Annotated in this window: 17 protein-coding genes; 9 read left to right on the plus strand and 8 right to left on the minus strand. The window is 66.9% G+C overall.

The genetic code is table 11. The features are described from left to right. The first annotated feature begins 44 nt into the window (after positions 1–44). The 5 genes from MBA17_RS07025 (at position 45) to MBA17_RS07045 (ending at position 5419) form a co-directional block, all read left to right on the plus strand. Entirely contained in the window at positions 45–1568 is a 1524-nt protein-coding gene (locus MBA17_RS07025) for a class III lanthionine synthetase LanKC N-terminal domain-containing protein (protein WP_238495462.1), read from the plus strand. A 17-nt stretch (positions 1569–1585) separates the two neighbouring features. Then, entirely contained in the window at positions 1586–2722 is a 1137-nt protein-coding gene (locus MBA17_RS07030; RefSeq protein ID WP_238495463.1) for a lanthionine synthetase C family protein, read from the plus strand. Between the two features lie 106 nt (positions 2723–2828). Next, entirely contained in the window at positions 2829–3275 is a 447-nt protein-coding gene (locus tag MBA17_RS07035) for a DUF1801 domain-containing protein (protein WP_238495464.1), read from the plus strand. A gap of 306 nt (positions 3276–3581) precedes the next feature. Beyond that, on the plus strand, positions 3582–4622 hold the full coding sequence (locus MBA17_RS07040; RefSeq protein ID WP_238495465.1) for a hypothetical protein: 1041 nt from the start codon (positions 3582–3584) through the stop codon (positions 4620–4622). A gap of 38 nt (positions 4623–4660) precedes the next feature. Next, entirely contained in the window at positions 4661–5419 is a 759-nt protein-coding gene (locus tag MBA17_RS07045; RefSeq protein ID WP_238495466.1) for a GntR family transcriptional regulator, read from the plus strand. Between the two features lie 46 nt (positions 5420–5465). On the opposite strand, the gene MBA17_RS07050 is transcribed toward MBA17_RS07045, so the two are convergent. Then, positions 5466–5897: a cupin domain-containing protein gene (locus MBA17_RS07050; protein WP_238495467.1), complete on the minus strand. Its 432-nt coding sequence runs from the start codon at positions 5895–5897 to the stop codon at positions 5466–5468. 13 nt (positions 5898–5910) lie between these two features. Then, on the minus strand, positions 5911–6465 hold the full coding sequence (locus MBA17_RS07055) for an EF-hand domain-containing protein (protein ID WP_238495468.1): 555 nt from the start codon (positions 6463–6465) through the stop codon (positions 5911–5913). Between the two features lie 242 nt (positions 6466–6707). Here MBA17_RS07055 and MBA17_RS07060 point away from each other — a divergent pair, with 242 nt between their 5' ends. Beyond that, complete coding sequence (locus tag MBA17_RS07060; RefSeq protein WP_238495469.1) at positions 6708–7109, plus strand: WXG100 family type VII secretion target; 402 nt, start codon at positions 6708–6710, stop codon at positions 7107–7109. Between the two features lie 12 nt (positions 7110–7121). Beyond that, a complete protein-coding gene (locus tag MBA17_RS07065) occupies positions 7122–8075 on the plus strand; it encodes a WXG100-like domain-containing protein (protein WP_238495470.1) in 954 nt (317 codons plus the stop codon). A gap of 38 nt (positions 8076–8113) precedes the next feature. On the opposite strand, the gene MBA17_RS07070 is transcribed toward MBA17_RS07065, so the two are convergent. Both MBA17_RS07070 and MBA17_RS07075 read right to left on the minus strand, forming a co-directional pair. Next, positions 8114–8458, minus strand: coding sequence for a YbaB/EbfC family nucleoid-associated protein (locus MBA17_RS07070; protein ID WP_238495471.1), 345 nt, complete (start codon positions 8456–8458; stop codon positions 8114–8116). A gap of 140 nt (positions 8459–8598) precedes the next feature. Beyond that, the gene (locus MBA17_RS07075) at positions 8599–9468 is read right to left on the minus strand and encodes an alpha/beta fold hydrolase (protein WP_238495472.1); all 870 of its coding nucleotides are present in this window, start codon (positions 9466–9468) and stop codon (positions 8599–8601) included. 294 nt (positions 9469–9762) lie between these two features. Here MBA17_RS07075 and MBA17_RS07080 point away from each other — a divergent pair, with 294 nt between their 5' ends. Beyond that, a complete protein-coding gene (locus MBA17_RS07080; RefSeq protein ID WP_238495473.1) occupies positions 9763–10791 on the plus strand; it encodes a WD40 repeat domain-containing protein in 1029 nt (342 codons plus the stop codon). A 17-nt stretch (positions 10792–10808) separates the two neighbouring features. Beyond that, positions 10809–12290, plus strand: a complete 1482-nt coding sequence (locus MBA17_RS07085; RefSeq protein WP_238495474.1) for a WD40 repeat domain-containing protein — start codon at positions 10809–10811, stop codon at positions 12288–12290. Between the two features lie 123 nt (positions 12291–12413). On the opposite strand, the gene MBA17_RS07090 is transcribed toward MBA17_RS07085, so the two are convergent. The 4 genes from MBA17_RS07090 to MBA17_RS07105 all read right to left on the minus strand — a co-directional run bounded on the left by MBA17_RS07090 (position 12414) and on the right by MBA17_RS07105 (position 16725). After that, positions 12414–13346, minus strand: a complete 933-nt coding sequence (locus MBA17_RS07090) for a hypothetical protein (RefSeq protein ID WP_238495475.1) — start codon at positions 13344–13346, stop codon at positions 12414–12416. Between the two features lie 183 nt (positions 13347–13529). Continuing rightward, complete coding sequence (locus tag MBA17_RS07095) at positions 13530–14720, minus strand: hypothetical protein (RefSeq protein ID WP_238495476.1); 1191 nt, start codon at positions 14718–14720, stop codon at positions 13530–13532. A 179-nt stretch (positions 14721–14899) separates the two neighbouring features. Beyond that, entirely contained in the window at positions 14900–15355 is a 456-nt protein-coding gene (locus MBA17_RS07100) for a hypothetical protein (RefSeq protein WP_238495477.1), read from the minus strand. A gap of 137 nt (positions 15356–15492) precedes the next feature. Continuing rightward, the gene (locus MBA17_RS07105) at positions 15493–16725 is read right to left on the minus strand and encodes an alpha/beta hydrolase fold domain-containing protein (RefSeq protein WP_238495478.1); all 1233 of its coding nucleotides are present in this window, start codon (positions 16723–16725) and stop codon (positions 15493–15495) included. Between the last annotated feature and the right edge of the window lie 99 nt (positions 16726–16824).

Raw genomic sequence — 16824 nt, forward strand, 5'->3', positions numbered from 1 at the left:
ACGAAGGGTAGCCGGGACCGGTCCCGGCAGTTTGGGGACACCGGATGGACCGTCTCACGGCCCTCCCCGCCGAGTACCTCTTCACCTTCGTGGACGCCGAGTTCTACGAACCCCTCGCTCGCCATCCGCTTTCACCGGAATACACAGACGTTCTCGCGGAACTGTTGCCGGACTCGTGGGAACAGCAGCGTGGTGACGTGTGGGTGCACGCATTGCGTCCCCGCACCTCACGGCGCGTCGCTCAGGGGTTCAAAATCCACGTTTCCTGTACGCCCGCGCACGCACTCAGGGCGCTGCGCATCATCGCGCCCGTGTGTGTGGAGAGAGGGGTGGAGTTCAAAGTAGCGGGTGATCCCGCGCTCCTGTACATCCTCAATTCGAAGCCGCAGGGACGCGGCAACTCGGGTAAATTCATGACGATTTACCCGCCGGACGAGGAGATCTTCAAGAACCTGCTGGAGGATCTGTACCAGCGGACGAAGGACGAGGAGATCGAGGGACCGTACATCCTGTCGGACCAGAGATACAAGGACAGCAGGGCTCTCTTCTACAGGTACGGTGGATTCCTTCCCGCGCGACGTCTCAACATAGACGGAACTCAGAGTACGTTTCTGGTCTCCCCGAGCGGCGAATACCTGCCCGACCAGCGGTTGCCCTACTTTCATCTGCCCGACTGGATAAAAGACCCGTTTGCCGGCCCGTTCGGCGACGTGACGAGCGGTGACCACGAGGGCGACGCCGTACTGAAGGACAGGTATCTCATCGAGGGTGCTCTCGCATTTTCGAACTGCGGCGGCATCTACCACGGCACGGACACGGCCGACGGGAAGCCTGTGATCATAAAGGAGGCGCGTCCCCTGACCAACTGCTGGAGCACCGAAACGCGATCCTGGGACGCGGTTGATTCACTCAAGCGCGAGTACGAGGTGCTTCGGCGGCTGGAGTGTCTGGATTTCATTCCCACTCCGATCGATCTGTTCCAGGACTGGGAGCACACCTTCCTGGTGGAGGAACGTCTCGACGGTGACAGTTTCAACGACTACTGGGGCAAGGAGGATGTGATCCTTGGTCCCTACATCCGGCGGGACGGCAGGATCGAACGGTTCCTTCCCAGGTTCAAGCACGTCGCCGAATCGCTGATCCCAATGGTGGCGGCGGTCCACGGCCAAGGGGTGCTTCTTGGAGATCTGTCTCCACGGAACATCCTTATAGACCCCGGGACGCTGCGCATGTGGTTCATCGACTTCGAGAGCGCGATATGGGGCGAGGGCGACGGGGAGCGGATGAGCTTCTCCGCGCAGTGGGGAACGCCTGGATTCATGCACCCGGAACGCGTCTCACGGAACTCGCTCCTGCCTGCCGACGACCTGTATGCCCTCGGCATGGTTCTTTACCATTGTGTCGTCCCGGTCAACATGCTTTTCAGGCTCAAGCCGCAGGCCGTACCGGAATTTCTCGACAGATTCATCGAGCTGGGCGTGCCGGGAGAGGTGAAGGCCGTTGTCTCCAGCCTGCTGCGTGGAGCTCCGGACGAGGCGCTGGACGTCCTCGCCGGCTGGAAGATATGAAAAGGGGCCGTCATTTGATGAGCGACGCCGGCATAGCCCGGCTCACGGCCGAGCTCGCGGGGACGGCGGAGGAGATGACCCGCTATCTCCGTGAGACCGCGGACTATGAGCGGGCCGACCGACTGTGGCCGGCCCACTACCTCGTCTTCGCCACGAATCCGCTCAGCGTCGCCTATGGGACGTGCGGCCCGGCGATGTTCCTCCGCTCCTCGTCGGGGCTCCCTGACGACGTGGTCGGCTGGATGCTGAAACAGCCGCTCAGCGTGGAGACCTACCCTCCTGGCCTGTACCTCGGCCTGGCCGGTATCGCCTGCGCGTTCCAGGAACTCGGTCTCACCGACGAGGCCGAGGCCACCATGGAGACGCTGTATCGATCGCCATTGCTCTACGAGGAACCCGGCGTCTTCCTGGGAGCGGCCGGATGGGGCCTGGTCAGCCTCCACTTCTTCGTCCGGACAGGCAGCCGGGTCTATCTGGACCAGGCCGTGCGGGCGGGGGAACACCTGTTGCGAACGGCCGAGTACGAGGGCGCGTCGTGCTTCTGGAGGTGCAACACAGACGAGAACGTGCACTACGGATTCGGATACGGGGCGAGCGGGATCGCTCTGTTCCTGCTGTATCTGCACATGCTGACGGGTAGGGCCGACTTCCGCGCGTGCGCGATCGGGGGCCTGGAGTTCGATCTAGCGAACAGGGTCGAGAACGAACTCGGCTGGCAGTGGAGGCGATTTCAGGGCGACGCCGTGCTGTACCCGTACCTGATCCATGGGAGCGCCGGAGTCGGCAGCACGGTCATTCGCTTCGCCCATGTTCTCGGGGTAGAGCGCTATGAGGCCGCGGCCCGGAAGATCGCCGACGACGTGCTGGTCAAGTACGCGTTCCTCCCCAGCCTCTTCGAAGGGCTGGCCGGCATCGGGGAGTTCATGCTTGACATGTTCCGCTTCACCGGTGAGGAGCGGTTCCGCCGTAATGCCTTCGACATAGCGGAGTCGATCCTCTGGTTCAAGATCGACAGGCCGCAGGGCGTCGCTTTCCCGGGCCGATGGCTCACTCGTATCTCCAATGACTACGCGACGGGCTCCGCGGGGATCGGCCTGTTCTTCACCCGCCTGCTGCGGCCCGGGCGGCGTCTTTTCGTCGACCTGCCGGAGTGACCACCTGGCCGAGGTGACCAGGCGAGCCCGGCCACCGCAGGAGACCGGGCCCGCGCTGGAGGAGGCCGCCACCACAATTGTCGTACCGGCGTGGGAGCCTGACTTCATGGCGACTTCGAACGAGCCGGTGACGGTCCCGACTGACGCCAGCGTGGACGATTTCCTCGCCGCAGTCCCTGGCGAACGCCGACGGACCGACGCGGAGCGCCTCCGCACGATTCTGTGCGAGGTGACCGGTGAACCTGCGGTGATGTGGGGTCCGAGCATCGTCGGTTTCGGCAGCTACCGCTACACCTACGCAAGTGGGCGCACGGGTGATTGGCCCCTGGCGGGCTTCTCGCCACGCAAGCAGCATCTTGTCGTCTACCTGGTGGGTGGGTTCGAGGAGCGGCATGCGTCAGTGCTCGCCCGGCTCGGTCCGCACGAGACCGGAAAGGGATGCCTCTACCTGAAACGGCTCGACGACGTCGACGAGCGCGCGCTGCGCGAGCTCATCGACCGCACGGTGCGCGTACACGAGGGCGTCGACCGGGCAAGCAACCGCGGACGATAGTCGTGCAGGTTCGACCGCCACCCCGGCTACGCCATGTCGGCCACCGTCGCGGCGTCGACGAACCTTCGGAGTGATCGCGTAGTTCGGTGGTGTCTCGCCCATGAGGTTTCGGACGAGGTAGTCCCATCGGCGCATCCATTACTGGGGGTCGTCGAAGGCCCACACGGCACAGGACTTCCCCCGACGCGTCAACTCCGACCTCGGTGTTCAGGCAGGGCGCCCGTTTCGAAGACGTATCTGGTATAGACCGGATACGGTTTCTCGTGGACAATCGGCGAAGCCCATAAGCCCATCGGGAGTCTTTCCATGCGTACCGTTCCGTCCATCGGGGCAGCTGCAGTCCTCTCCTTCGTTCTCGCCTTCACCGTCACCCCTGCCCGCCCTGCTGACGCCTCGGTCGCCGCCCTACCGGGCGGCAAGGCCACCTATGTCGTCTCGCAAGGTCATCTCAAGGCCGCCTCCAAGCAGAACTGGGTACGCCTGGGCAGCTATCGCTTCGCCCCCGACGGCAAGGTGACCGCGTCCCAGTACCTGTGGTGGCAACGTAACCCCGAGGCCAGGCAGCGCACCGGCATGACCCCCGACGGGGGTTGCACCACCAAGGCGGGCGGTTCCCAGTCGCGGCCCCGTACCTGCGAGGTACTCACCGCCGGAGGATTCACCGGCGCTCCCGACGAGAGCCGCACCGGGACGTACACCGTGTCCGGGAACGTGGTGAGCATCCGGTGGAAGATCGCCCAGACGTGGACGGAGCAGTGGTACGTACGGCCCTCCTCCGACGGGAAGCTGGCCCGCCTGGACCTGAAGCAGAGCACGCTGGCCACCAACGGGTACGGCTACGGCAGCAACGCCTCGCTCAGCACGCGGCGCGCGATGAGTTCGGTGAAGGCGTTCCCCGGCTCGCTCAGGCAGGATCTGACGAGCTGGGCGAACGGCAACCTCGTCACCTCCAGCAACCAGCCGTTCGGCCATTCGTCCTTCCGGAACTGCACCACCACCACCTCGTGCCTGACCTACCTGCAGCCCTCTTCCCGCGGTGCGTGCCAGAAGTCCGGCGGCTGCCCCAAGTACGGCGGCGGCACGAAGGCGAACGTGAGCTCCATCCAGTACTACCTCACGAAGATCTCCAACTCCGACCGCCGCGACACGTTGTGGCACTGGTGCACCTGCCTGGCGATGGAGCGCAGCCAGTTCTGCTACACCGGCAACTCCCACGTCAAGCCACTCATGCAGATCATCGATGACAAGGGGGCCTTCCGGGGCTGGGTCGGCGCCGAAGCCTCCTTCTCGACCGGCACCCGGGGAGCGGACATGATGGCGGTGTTCCGCATCACCGACTTCCGCTGACCGGCCGGGACTCGACCAGCTGAGGCTAGAGTCGGGCCATGGCGCGCACGCCTCATGACAGCTTCCACGATCTCGCGTTACCGGAGTCGCTCGAAGCAGACCGTAACAAGGGTGACCAGATCAGGGAGATCCTGGAATTCTTGGTGCGCGCCCTGCCGCCGGGCACCCTGCTGCCGTCCGAGCGGTCGATCGCCGAGCGCTACCAGGTGGCCCGGGGAACGGTCAGGCAGAAGGTCGATGAGCTGGTCATGCTGGGGCTGATCCGGCGCTCCAGCGGGTCGGGCACGTTCGTCGCCGAGCCGAAGCTGCAGCAGGGCACCATCATGGCCTCCTTCAGCGAGGAGATGCGGGCCAGGGGAAAGAGGCCGGCGGCCCGCATCCTGTCGGCGCGCACCCGCAGGGCCGGCGCCGCGCTCGCCGAGCGGCTCGGCATCGGCGTGGGAGGACGCGTGATCGAGCTGCGCAGGCTTCGTTCGGCAGACGGCACGCCGATCGCCATCGAGCACACCTACCTGTCCGCGCGGCGCTTCCCCGACCTGACGCGCGTGCTTCGTGATGACATGTCGTTGTACGCCACGCTGAGCGAGCGCTGGAATGTCCAGGTCGCGCGCGCCGCGCACCGGGTCTCCGCCATCGCCCTCGGCGAGGAGGAGGCGAACCTGCTCGGCGCCGCGCCGGCCCTGCCCTCCTTCCTGGTGGACAGGCAGGCCTGGGACCGGCTCGGCGCCGTGGTCGAATGGGGACGCTCCACCTACCGCGGCGACTTCTACGACGTCGTCTTCGAGGTCGGCACCTGACGGAATGCCATGCGCCACACCGGGGAGGAGCGCAGGGGGACGGCGGTCAACGAGACGGGCCGGGGCGGTGCTCCTCCAGGTGCGGCAGGAGCACGGTGCTCTCCTGCTCACGAGGGTCGGTGCGGGCCAGCACCACCTCGGCGGGCTCGCTGTCGCTGAGGTTGACGGGCATGTGCGGGGTGCTGGCGGGAATGTAGATGAACTCCCCTTGGCGTGCTTCGAGGTAGTCGGCGAGGTTTTCGCCGTACCACGCGCCCACCGCGCCCTTGATGACGTAGATCGCGGTTTCGTGGTGGTCGTGTTTGTGGGCCCGGCCGCTACCGGAGGGAGGGATGGTCTGCAGGTGCATGCAGATGTTGCGCGCGCCGACGGTCTCGGCGGAGATGCCGGCGAAGAACTGCAGGTGCTGCTTGCCTTCGTACATCAGGGCCGAGCGGATGACGTGGCAGCGGTCGTCCTCGACTGGACGGGTGTCCATGGTCCCTCCTCCTTCAGAATCGGCCGAAGATCAGATTGCCGGGCGCCTGGGGATCGGCGCTGGTGTAGAACGTCCGCTGCGCCGCATGGATGTCACTGATTTCCAGGTGGTCGCTGTTGTCGGTGTCGAGCTGGTCGAACACCGCACGGCGTTCGGTCTCGGGCAGGGAGGTGATGCCGGGGATGGTGGTGAACTCCTCGTAGGAGACCCGGCCGTCGCCGTCGGTGTCGCAGACGGTGAGCACGGCTTCGGCGATACGGCCAGCGGTCGCCGCGTAGCCGTGGGTGCGGAAGTCCTCGCTCGTGAGGTAGGCGATGAACTCTGCGCGCGTCAGACGCCCGTCGCTGTCGCCGTCGGCGCTGTGGATCAGCGCGTTCCACATGCTCGCGTAGGCGGCCAGCACGTCGCGGCCCTTCGCCGAGTCGAGCGGCACGGCGAACACCTGCAGGAATTTCACGGCTGCGGCAGTGAAGTCATCGCGGGTGAGGAGACCGTCGGCATCGGCGTCGAACAGGGTGAATCTCTTGTCGAACTTCCGGGCGAGCACTTCGGACGTGGCGGGGGGCATGGCGCTTCCTCCAGAAGGCGGGGTACGTCCCCCCCATCATCACATATTGTCATTGATTGACTACTGTAAGTTCGCAAGATGTTTGGCGGATTCCGTCAAGTGCCGCCGCGACTTCCGCACGGCAAGCGGCCCGTGAATGGCACATGGATCACACGGTGCACAACGGCAACTGCAAGGTCATCTCCTGGCAATAAACGGTTCAGAGACTGGCCGCTAAGTGACGTCTGCGGAGGGGGACCACCTTGGAGATCGACCATGCAAGCATGGAGAGCAGTGGCGAGACGATCCACACTGAGGGCGGTGAATTCGGCCAGAGCGTCAGCCGGCTCCGCGCGCAGTTGGAACCTCTCATCTCCTACTTCGGCAACCCGGCGAGCGACGAGGCGGCCCAGATTTTCCGCAGGGGCGAGGACGGTCACCCCGGCTTCGACAGCGCCTACGAGGACCTGAGCACGGCCCTGAACAACCTCGGCGAGGCGTACAAACACATCGGCTCCGCCGTCGTGGCGATGAGCACGAACGTAAAGGCGGCCGATTGGGCCGACATGGTCGACACGAACGCTTACGTGAATGACCTGATCGAGTTATCGCAGCGCGAGAACGACGAGATCAGCGTGCCCACCACCCCGGTAGAGCAGAGCTGAGAGGAGGCGGACATGCCCATCGGGCTCGCGACCAAGGTCGCCCTAGGCGGTATGGCCGGCGCAGGCCTGGCAGGGGCGCTGGCACCCGAGTTCCTGTTCGGGATCTCCTATCTCGAAGGCGATCCGGACCGGATCCGCGAGGCGGCCGACGTCCTGGACGACATCGCCGATGCGATCGACCTGCACTTCCAGGAGGCGAACGCGGCCGCCGAGGTTGTCTGGACGAAAAGCTCCGACGAAGCGGTCGACGCTTTCAAGACGTTCTGGAATGACGAATTCGGCCCGGCGGTTCTCGCTGTCTCCCTCAAGCACCGAGACGCGGCCAATGCCTGCAGGGCCTACGCCGACGTCATCGAGCAGATCAATCACGCGCTGAAGGTGCTGTGTTGGATCATGACGGTGGACATGATGTTCACCATCGGGTACCAGGTGCTCACCTGGAAGCTCTTTCAGGCGATCATGAAGAGGCAGGCGCTCCTGCTCAAGTTGACCGCGCACCGTTTCGTCCGCCTGTTATTGCCCACATTCACCTACTGGGTCGCCGACAGCGTGGCGTACGCCACGAGCCAGGTGGTGCTGCCTCTGGGGCTCAACTACCTGGGCGGGATCAAGACAGACCTGTCCGGCAACGACGTCAGGTCGGTCGACTACAACCTCACCACGTTCCGCGAGCACTTCGTGGCGAACATGGCCTTCGACGGAGTCGCCGACGGCGCGGCGGCGCTGATGGCGAAGGTGCCCGGGCTGCGGGCTGTCGCCACCAACATCCCCCTGCCGAACGGGATGGCGCTGAACACCGGGAACTTCCTCCCCCGGCTGGCCGCCTCGACCACGTACTCGATGGCCTTGGACGCGCAGCACGGGGACAATCCCCTGCCCGGCTCGGAGCACGGGCTGACCATGGAGGAGATGTATCAGAAGTTCATCATCCACGGGACGCGCAGCCTCATCCCGCGGGCCAGGTGAGCGAGGGGCCTGTGCCCGGACCGTGGGCCCCGCGCCGGCTATCGGCGCCGGCGGGGCTCACCCTGACGGTCGTCCTCGAGGTAGGGCCGCGTCACCTCCATGAGGCGCCGCGCCGCGTCCTCGGTCGCGCGGCGCGACAGGTCCATGATCACGTCGGCCAGCTCCTGCGAGCCCAACCTCATCGCCCGGGGGTCGATGTGCAGAGCGGTCAGCTGTCCCGAGGGCGAGGCCCGCACCTTGATCTTGCCATCCGAACTCGCCGCCCGGCCGACCACCTCGCCGACCATGCCGATGGCATCGGAGAACTCCCTGGAGTTCGCCTGGAACTCCGCCATGAGCCGGTCGAGTTCAAGGTCGCCGGTGTGAAGATCACGTTCCGCCATGAAGCATTATCCACCCGATAGTCATACAAATTGCAATAGGCATAAAAAAGGCAAAATGCCTGACATACGGAATTCCGGGACCGTGCGGCGGCAGTCGCAGCGCGGTCATCGACAATTAACGAGAACGTGCAAAATCACCGTCAGCCGGCGTAGTCGAGGACCTCGCGCAGCTTGCGAGCGAAGGCCTCAGGCTGCCCGGCGTAGCCGAACTCGCCACCGAGGAAGCCACCGTGGTGGCTCGGGAAGACCGTCGCCTGCTGACCGAGCAGTTCGGCTGTCGCCACCGAGGTGCGTGCGGTGAAGGTATCCAGGGATTCCTCGCCCACGGCGATCACGACCCGCGTCGGCGCCGCGGTAAGCGCGTCGACGTCGGGCCGGTAGCTGCTGACCGCCCACGACCGGTCGGAGAGCAGCGGATCGGCACGGGAGCCGTCATCCTCGGCCGGCATCCCGAACGCGGCGGGATCCGGCGCGGGCTGGGCGAAGTAGTCGTCGGTGTACTCGCCCTGCCACGAGGTCATCACCATGAAGGCCGCCATGCCGGCACCCCAGCCCTTGTCCTCGTACGCATCCCGGACGCCGGCCCGGACACGCTCGGCAGCCTGGGCATCGGGGAGCACCGGAATGAGCGGCGGCTCGTGCGCCACCAGGGTGGTCACGTCATCGGGGTACGCCGCCACGAGGGCGAGCGCGGTCACCGCACCGCCGCTGCTCGCGAACATCTCGACCGGGCCCACGCCGAGCGCCTCGATGACGGCGTGCACGTCGGCAGCCTGGATCTCGGGCACATGGTCGACCCGGCCGTCCTTGCGGGTGCTGCGACCGAGGCCGCGCGGGTCGTAGGTGACCACGGTGCGCTCGGCGAAATGCGACGCCAACGCGCCGAAGCCGCTGGCGTCCATGGGCTGGCCGATCATGACCAGCGGTGGGCGTCCGTCGGCGGCCGGCAGCGGGCCGTGGACGTCATAGGCGAGGTCGACCTCGGAAGTCTTGAGTATCTGCGTAGTCATAACGGTGTAGACCCCTTTCGTATCCAGAACTCATCGGACCCTACGCCCGCGCTCCGACATTTGACGGTCGACACTCGTCCGGGGGCAGTGTCCTGCGCTGATCGCCTCTGACCGAGGGTGAGCTGTGGGCCGCCGCCCACGCGGAGACATCGCCCTCAGCGCCGTCCGCGTGTGAGTTCGCTCGGGGGCACGCGGCCCTGGTGTCGGGGATTTCCGCGAAATCCTGCGATTGTCGGTGTTGATCCCTAGAGTCTCGGTCGTTCCGCTTGATCAACACCGCCGATCGGAGACGCCATGTCGGTGCGGCAGCTCGGTGCCCCCGAAGATCTGGAGACACTGCGTCCCCTCCCCGCGCGTTCACCCGCGCCCGAGCGGATCACCGCGATCGCGGCCACCGCGGACCTGAGCCGGGTGGCGATCGCGACGACCGCGCCTTGGTTTCGGGAGTTCTCCGAGGTGCTGCTCCTGGCGGAGGGAACTGTGGTCCGCCTCTCCGCCCCCGGTCGTCGGCGCGTCCTCGATCTCGTCTTCGACCCCGACGGATCGGCGCTGACGGCCATGGCAAGCGGCAACTCCATCCTCCGCTGGTCGTTCGACGCCCCCGGCGAGCCGTGGACGCGAGCCATGACCTGGGGCGGTGGTGCCGACGGTCCGGACCTCGCGCAAGCCGCGGGCAGCGCCGACGGCCGGTTCTTCGCCACGTCCAATGCGTTCAGCCAGAACGTCGTCGTCCGGGACGCGGCGACCCGGCACGTCGTCCACGACATCGAAGACATCTTCAAGGGCCTCGCCTACGAGGATCGAATTCAGGGCGAGGGCACCGTCGCCCTGAACGCCGACGGATCGCGGCTGGCCTTCTCCCGCGCTCGCCGGTGGTCCTCGAAGGAAGGAGTCGTCGTTCAGGAGATCGGCAGCCGCGCGTGCACCGAGTACCGCACAGGTATTCCGTGGGTGAACGGTCTGGCGTTCAGCCCGGACGGGGCCGCGCTCGCCGTCGTGGGTGCCCGGCCCGACGAAACGGTGGCCACGGTAGTCGACCTGAACGACCCAGCGGACGAACCCGAACCGGTGGTCCTGCCGACCGACGATCGGGTCGACCGGATCAACCTGCGGCCCGTGTGGTGCGGCACCGAGCCCTTCGTACCGATCGTGGACCCGCGCCGCGTCACCGTCTGGAACCTCGCCACCGCCTCCGCCCGCCTGTCAGTGGACGCCCCTGGCCTGCGGATCGCCGCCGCGCTCACCCCCGACGGCCGCACCCTGGTGATCGCTTCTCCCGACGACGGCGTGCGAGCCCACTCCCTTCCTTCCTTGACCTCCTGATGAAGAGGACCGCTGCGATGAGCTCTCTGGACGGACTCCTGAACGCGCGCCCGACCAAGGAGGTCTGGCAGGAGGTCTGCCTGCGTCTCGCCGAGCTGGACGAGGGAGAGCTGGCCGCGGTCGCGCCCCGGGTGCTGTCCTGGCCCGCGCAACAGCGGCCGATGCCGGATGACTGGTGGGCCCAGTGGACAGCGGGCGACGTACGGCCGTACCACTCGCTCGCCGGAATGCGCCGCCTCGGAACCCTCGATCACGTCGAGGCAGGGTGCACCGAGTCCGGATTCGAGGTCTCGAACGAAGACGAAGACGAAGACGAAGACGAAGACGACATCGACAGGGCGTGCTTCTACCACGGGGCGACCGCGGTGGCGGCGCCCTCCGACCTGTCCTGGATAGCGCTGGGCGCGGCAGCCGAATGGCATCACAACGGCGGGGACATCGTCGGTTGGAACACCCTTAAGAAGGATCATCTGACTTGGTTCCTCGCCGGAGCCGAGTACCACGACGAGCCCTACGACATGCAGATCAGCCCGGACGGCCGGACGGTGGTGACCTCCGTCGAGGGCCGCCGGCACGCCTGGTCCGCCGAGACTGGAGACGAACTGTGGGTCCTTCCAGAGGGCTCCAGACCGGACGAGGCCGGTGACGACGAGGACGACGAGGACGACGACGATTACGAGGACGACGACGACGACGAGGACGACGACGACGACGAGGACGAGGACGAGGACGACGACGAGGACGGCGGGAGCCTAGGGATGGATGACCTGGTCCGGGTCGGATTCAGCGGCGACAGCCGCCGGGTGGCCACCGGAACGTGCGAGTCCGGCACGGTCACGGTCGTCGAGACGGAGACCGGCCGGGTGGTGCTCAAGGTCCCGGCCGAGCAGAAGGCGTTCGGCCCCGTCGCGTTGGACGCGAGGGGGCGGCTGCTGGCGCACACGGCACCGGAGGGCCGTGTGGTGATACGCGAGGCCGACGGCGGCGCCGTGCTGGCCTCCGCCCAGACCGGGCTCACCGAAGTGAACGCCCTCGCCTTCGCCCCGGATGGCGCCGCCCTGTTCGCCGTGGGCGGCGCGGTCGAGGGCGCCCAAGCCGGCCCGGCCGCCCGGATGCTGAACCTGGATCCGGCGCCAGATCACCCGTCCCTCACGATCGGTCCGCTGGTCCGGCCGACGGAGCTCCCGGGCGTGCTCGACACGGCCTCCCCGTTCGCCGCGGCCTCGACCCGCGCGGTGTGGACCGACCGTGGCCCGTTCGCCTTCGTCGCGGCGGACCGCGGCTCTGTGCTCTTCGACTCCGCGGGGCGGACGCTGTGGGCGCACCCGAGCGGTCAGACCGTCTCGTTCACTCCCGATGGACAGGCGATGGTGACCGTCGGTGAGAGCATCGACGCGTGGTTCCTGGCCGGCCTCGCCGTACCGGAACGGACCGAGCCGGGCGCCGCCGACAGGACGAACGGCGCACCACCGGCTCCCAGCGCAACTCGTGCACCGTGATGGCCGTCATGAGCTGGTCGGGCGGGGAGGGCGCGGCGGTAACGGATCATCCTGGAGTACCCGGTGATCAGGTATATGAACCACCTACCAGGGCAATCAGGAGATCCACCCTGGACAAGGTGCTCATCGGACTGGACGCGTTTCGTTGGTCCGCTGGACCCAGCCGAGGAACACGCCGTCGGGGCAGTGCGTCGCCAGCGCCGCCGCGATCGAGCCGTGCAGGTTGGCGTCGTTGGGCAGGGCGAGGTGGTGCTCGTCCGGCTCGTCGTAGAGGGACAGGTCGAGCCGCGCCTTCGGGTACCTGCGAACCTCGGCCACGATCACCGCTTCGCCCACGTATGACAGGGCGACCGAGCGGAGCCTGGACCAGGGGTGGTCGTTGATGCCCCGCTCGGTGACGGTCAGTACGCCCATGGCCTTGGCCTGAAAGTTTATCCGGATATATCCGGCGATGCCGATGGCCACGACCAGCACCACGCCGATCATGAAGGCGATGTAGTCCGGGGCGCTCACCCCCCGGTCCTCGGGCAGCATCTCGCCGATCACGCCGACCACGATCAGTACGACCGCGGCGATGACGAGCAACAGGCAGCCGAAAATGCCCCTGTTCTGCCTGAGCACGGCGGCCCGCAGGTCGAAGGCGGTTCCGTCGGGCGGCTGGCGGAGCACCTTCACCGCGACAGTGGATTGGCTCCACCGCTTGACATCCTCGCGGCCGAGCAGCATCCCGCCGGCGATGCCGCACAGCGCGGCCGCAACCCCGATCAGCTGCGCCGGGTACACCTTGCCATCAGTGATCCCGATGGCTATGGCGGCGCCGCCGATCATGATTGGACAGATCCCGAAGAGCGCCTTGCGCATCAGCCCGATCGCCATCGGCCCGCCCAGCCAGACCCGGGCAAGCCAGAAATACCAGACCGAGCTCCAGAACACTCCCGCGAAGATCTCAAAGGGGGCGGCGTCGTTCGTCCAGACGAGCACGATGCCGCCGATGAGACCGAGCCAGAGAATGGCGAGTAGACCGACGGCCAACCCGCAGGCGAGGGGACGCTGCATGCGCGGAATCCTAGCCCTTTAGGCCAGATCGCCCCAGACGGGCAAGAATGTACGGCGCGCCGTACATTCTGGGGCGTTTCACCGCGTCGGCATCACCCAGGCGGCGCCGGTGGAGCTCCTCACCGATGCCAATCAGCCGTCCGAACCGGGTGTCAGCGGAGGAAGGCCGCCGAGCCCCCGTTCTCACCGGGTGGCCCACTCCGCCCTCTCCTTGGCGGTACGGCGAAGCCCGGGTTTGGCCCGCTGGGCGATGTGGTCCAGCTGGGCCAGCGCCGCTTCGGTGCCGATGTCCCCCAGCATCCCCGTGAGGTGCTTGGCCATGCTCGCCGGGCTGTTCAGCGCCAGTGCGCCCAGCCGTCCCACTACCTCGTCGTCCGCCAGCCAGATGAGCTGGTCGATCACCCACCCGTTGCCGAACGGCGTCCCGGCGGTCATCCAGGCGCCGAACACGGCCCAGCCGAAGGCCCCCAGCGACTCGCGGTCACACTGGTCCAGCGCGTCCTCCAGCCCCGGATAGCTCTCGGCCGGCTCGTCCCACAGCACGCCGGGGCACAGGATGAGCGCGCCGACGAGGTTCTCCACTGCCTCAGGGGGCAGCGCGCGGCCGTCCTTCAGGCGTACCTCCGGCAGCAGATTCCAGTTCAGCCACGAGACCTTCCGCGGCCGGTCCGCCGGTCCCCCGCCGTCCAGGAGCTGCTCGACGGCCACGGCGGCCTGCTCGCCGTACTGCCGGGCGGCCTCCACCACCGCCGCGTCGCCGCACCGGGACGCTATGTGGATCAGCGCCGCCGCGGCCTTGTCACGGGGCACGCCCCGCGCGCCCAGCGCGTCCGGCACCAGGTACGGCACGGCCGCCGGCCCGTGCCGGGCGAACCACGCGCGCGCATGCCGTCGCTCCGGCGGCTTACGCAGCCAGAGGGCCATCAACCGGGCCACGTCGACATCCAGGTAGGGCATCAGCGCCCAGCCGGAGCCGTGCTTCTTCGCGTTGGGGAACACCACGTGGTGGGCGTCGACCTCGAACCGCACCGTCACTGCCCTCAGAACCGAGAAGTCGGAGGTACGGCTGAGCGCCGGACGCCAGTCCGCGAGCAGTGGCCGGACGAGCTCCTCGGGCCCCTGCCCGAACAGGGAGAACACGGCAGGCTCGCGGGTGATCTGCCCGTCCTGGAACGCCCGGACGGCACCCTCCCACCCGTCCGCCCAATCGCTCACCCTGAGCAAGGCCCGGCCGGTGAGCTGCTTCCGCCACTCCTCACGCTCACCCGGCTCCCAGACCACAGCCCGTTCGGTGGGCGGCTTCAGGCCCGGAACGGACGGAGCCTTCCGTTCCCACGGCGGACTCACCAGCAACCGGGGCAACGCGTCGCGCACTTCTCGGCCTTTCCACGTCCTTGACAGTTTTCTACTGAATCGCGGTATGCCGCACGTATGCTGCGCTGCGCCGTCGTGGCATACCTCAAGCTCCCCCACCCGTCGCGCCGGCCTCCTGTGCCGCCCGGCGAGCAGCCTGCGCGCTGCTTAACGGGCGGTACGGCAGTCGAGCGGTCCGGTCAGATTGCGCGGGTCTTGAAGGTGCAGCTCGAGGTGGCGGAACCCTTCTTGTCGAACACGGCGGCGAACTTGACGTACACCCGATGCGACTTCGGCCTGTTCAGCACGATGTTCCTGACGCCCGTCTTACCGCCCTGGTAGTTGTAGGCCTTGAACACGTGGTCCGCCCCGCTCATTTCCTGCACGAAGTAGTAACGGACCGTGTTCTTACTGCCGACGTCGCCGACGATCTGCCAGGAGACCTGGTTGAAGAAGTGCTTCGTCGACGAAGTGCCGTAGCGGATGGTTACCCGCAGGGCGTAGGCGCCCTTCGAGCAGACTCCGGTGAGGTATTGCACAGCCGACGTGGACGCGGTCGCGGTCGCGGTCGCGGTCGCCGAGGCAGGCACAACCATGATCGACATAGCCGCCATCCCCATGGCGCCGGCAACGGCCGCTTTACGCATGATCTTCATGTTGTCCCTCCGTTGGTCCTCTGAGGTGGGACCTTACGGCGAGGCGGTATGGCGAAGGTATGTCCCCAACCGGACAGACATCATGGGCATCACGCGCGAACCTGTGGGGCTCAATAACGTGTCGGGGCGGGGATCGGCTAGCGCACGCCGGCCGAAGCCGACCACGGGCGTGCTGTGGCGCGAATGAAATTGCCGGCTTGGCGAAGAGCGTCTGCGGCTTCAGGGAGAAATGACCAGAATAGATGGAAAACGTGGGTGGCGGCCGGGTACAGCTCGAGCTTGGCGTCTACTCCATAGCTTTGGGCATGTTCGGTGAGCCGGAGGGCGTCCTGGCGGAGAGGGTCGTTCGTGGCCGCCTGGATGAGCATCGGTGGCAGGCCGGTCAGATCGGCCCTCAGCGGGCTGACGACCGGGTCGTCCACCGGATGCCCCGCGAGGTAGTACGCCGCGAAGCGGCGCAACTGCTCGAACGGCAGGACCGGCTGCGGTTCGGCCGCTTCGTCCGGCGTGGGGGCGTAGGTGGGATCGACCCCTGGGCAGAGCAGTACCGCGCCGCTCGGTTGCGGTAGCTCCTGCTGCTTGAGATTGATCAGGAGGGAGAGTACGAGCCCGGCGCCCACGGAGTCACCGGCCAGGATCACCTGCTGGGGTGACAGGCCGGAGGCAAGCATCGACAGGTAGGCGCGCAATGAATCCTCGAGTGCGGCCGGGAACGGATGCTCGGGCGCCAGTCGATACTCCGGGAGCAGGACGCTCGCATCCGCGGCCGCGGCGAGAGCACCGGCCAGCGGCCGATAGCCGAACGCCGAGCCGAGCACGTATCCGCCGCCGTGCAGGTAGAGCAGAGTGGGTGGTCGTTCGCATCCGGGCGTGAGCACCAACGAGGGTGTTCCGCCGGCGTTGAACGACCGCACGTTGACTTCGGGCGGTGGTGAGAAGTGCGCGTGCATCTCCTCGTTGGCGGCACGTAGCTCCTGCAGATCAGCGTCACCGGTGGTCAGATCGACGACGGGCTCCCAGAGCCGCGCGATCCGGCTGGCGATCTCCCCGCCGACCGACCGGGTTGCGGACACGGCGTCGTCCAGGTCGCTCAGGACGCCGCGAGCCCGGTCAAGGAGCGCTTCACCGGCAAGGGTGATTTCCACTCGGTGGGTCGAGCGCCGTAGCAAATCGCAGCCGATGAGCCGCTCCAACGTGCGGATCTGCCTGCTCAGCGCGGGTTGGGAAAGGTAGAGCCGGGACGCGGCTCGCCCGAAGTTGAGCTCCTCAGCGACGGCGACGAACGCTCGCAGGTGACGCAACTCGATGGCATCCGGCGCCTGAGGCAGCGGTGTCACCTTCTCGACCGACCGCTCCTGGCGCCCATCCATGTCAACGAGTATGACTTGGTCATTCGAATCGTGCACGACCGTTATGCACCATTGGCCTTTCCCATCGCCACCGTGCTGGTGCGAACGTTTCCTTTGTGA

The organism is Dolomitihabitans soli (assembly GCF_022213955.1).
GTDB classification, from domain to species: domain Bacteria; phylum Actinomycetota; class Actinomycetes; order Streptosporangiales; family Streptosporangiaceae; genus Streptosporangium_A; species Streptosporangium_A soli.

Coding starts and splice junctions, on each gene's coding strand:
- MBA17_RS07025 (WP_238495462.1), top strand. CDS start 45: ATGGACCGTCTCACGGCCCTCCCCGCCGAGTACCTCTTCACCTTCGTG.
- MBA17_RS07030 (WP_238495463.1), top strand. CDS start 1,586: ATGAGCGACGCCGGCATAGCCCGGCTCACGGCCGAGCTCGCGGGGACG.
- MBA17_RS07035 (WP_238495464.1), top strand. CDS start 2,829: ATGGCGACTTCGAACGAGCCGGTGACGGTCCCGACTGACGCCAGCGTG.
- MBA17_RS07040 (WP_238495465.1), top strand. CDS start 3,582: ATGCGTACCGTTCCGTCCATCGGGGCAGCTGCAGTCCTCTCCTTCGTT.
- MBA17_RS07045 (WP_238495466.1), top strand. CDS start 4,661: ATGGCGCGCACGCCTCATGACAGCTTCCACGATCTCGCGTTACCGGAG.
- MBA17_RS07050 (WP_238495467.1), bottom strand. CDS start 5,897: ATGGACACCCGTCCAGTCGAGGACGACCGCTGCCACGTCATCCGCTCG.
- MBA17_RS07055 (WP_238495468.1), bottom strand. CDS start 6,465: ATGCCCCCCGCCACGTCCGAAGTGCTCGCCCGGAAGTTCGACAAGAGA.
- MBA17_RS07065 (WP_238495470.1), top strand. CDS start 7,122: ATGCCCATCGGGCTCGCGACCAAGGTCGCCCTAGGCGGTATGGCCGGC.
- MBA17_RS07070 (WP_238495471.1), bottom strand. CDS start 8,458: ATGGCGGAACGTGATCTTCACACCGGCGACCTTGAACTCGACCGGCTC.
- MBA17_RS07075 (WP_238495472.1), bottom strand. CDS start 9,468: ATGACTACGCAGATACTCAAGACTTCCGAGGTCGACCTCGCCTATGAC.
- MBA17_RS07080 (WP_238495473.1), top strand. CDS start 9,763: ATGTCGGTGCGGCAGCTCGGTGCCCCCGAAGATCTGGAGACACTGCGT.
- MBA17_RS07085 (WP_238495474.1), top strand. CDS start 10,809: ATGAGCTCTCTGGACGGACTCCTGAACGCGCGCCCGACCAAGGAGGTC.
- MBA17_RS07090 (WP_238495475.1), bottom strand. CDS start 13,346: ATGCAGCGTCCCCTCGCCTGCGGGTTGGCCGTCGGTCTACTCGCCATT.
- MBA17_RS07100 (WP_238495477.1), bottom strand. CDS start 15,355: ATGAAGATCATGCGTAAAGCGGCCGTTGCCGGCGCCATGGGGATGGCG.
- MBA17_RS07105 (WP_238495478.1), bottom strand. CDS start 16,725: ATGGATGGGCGCCAGGAGCGGTCGGTCGAGAAGGTGACACCGCTGCCT.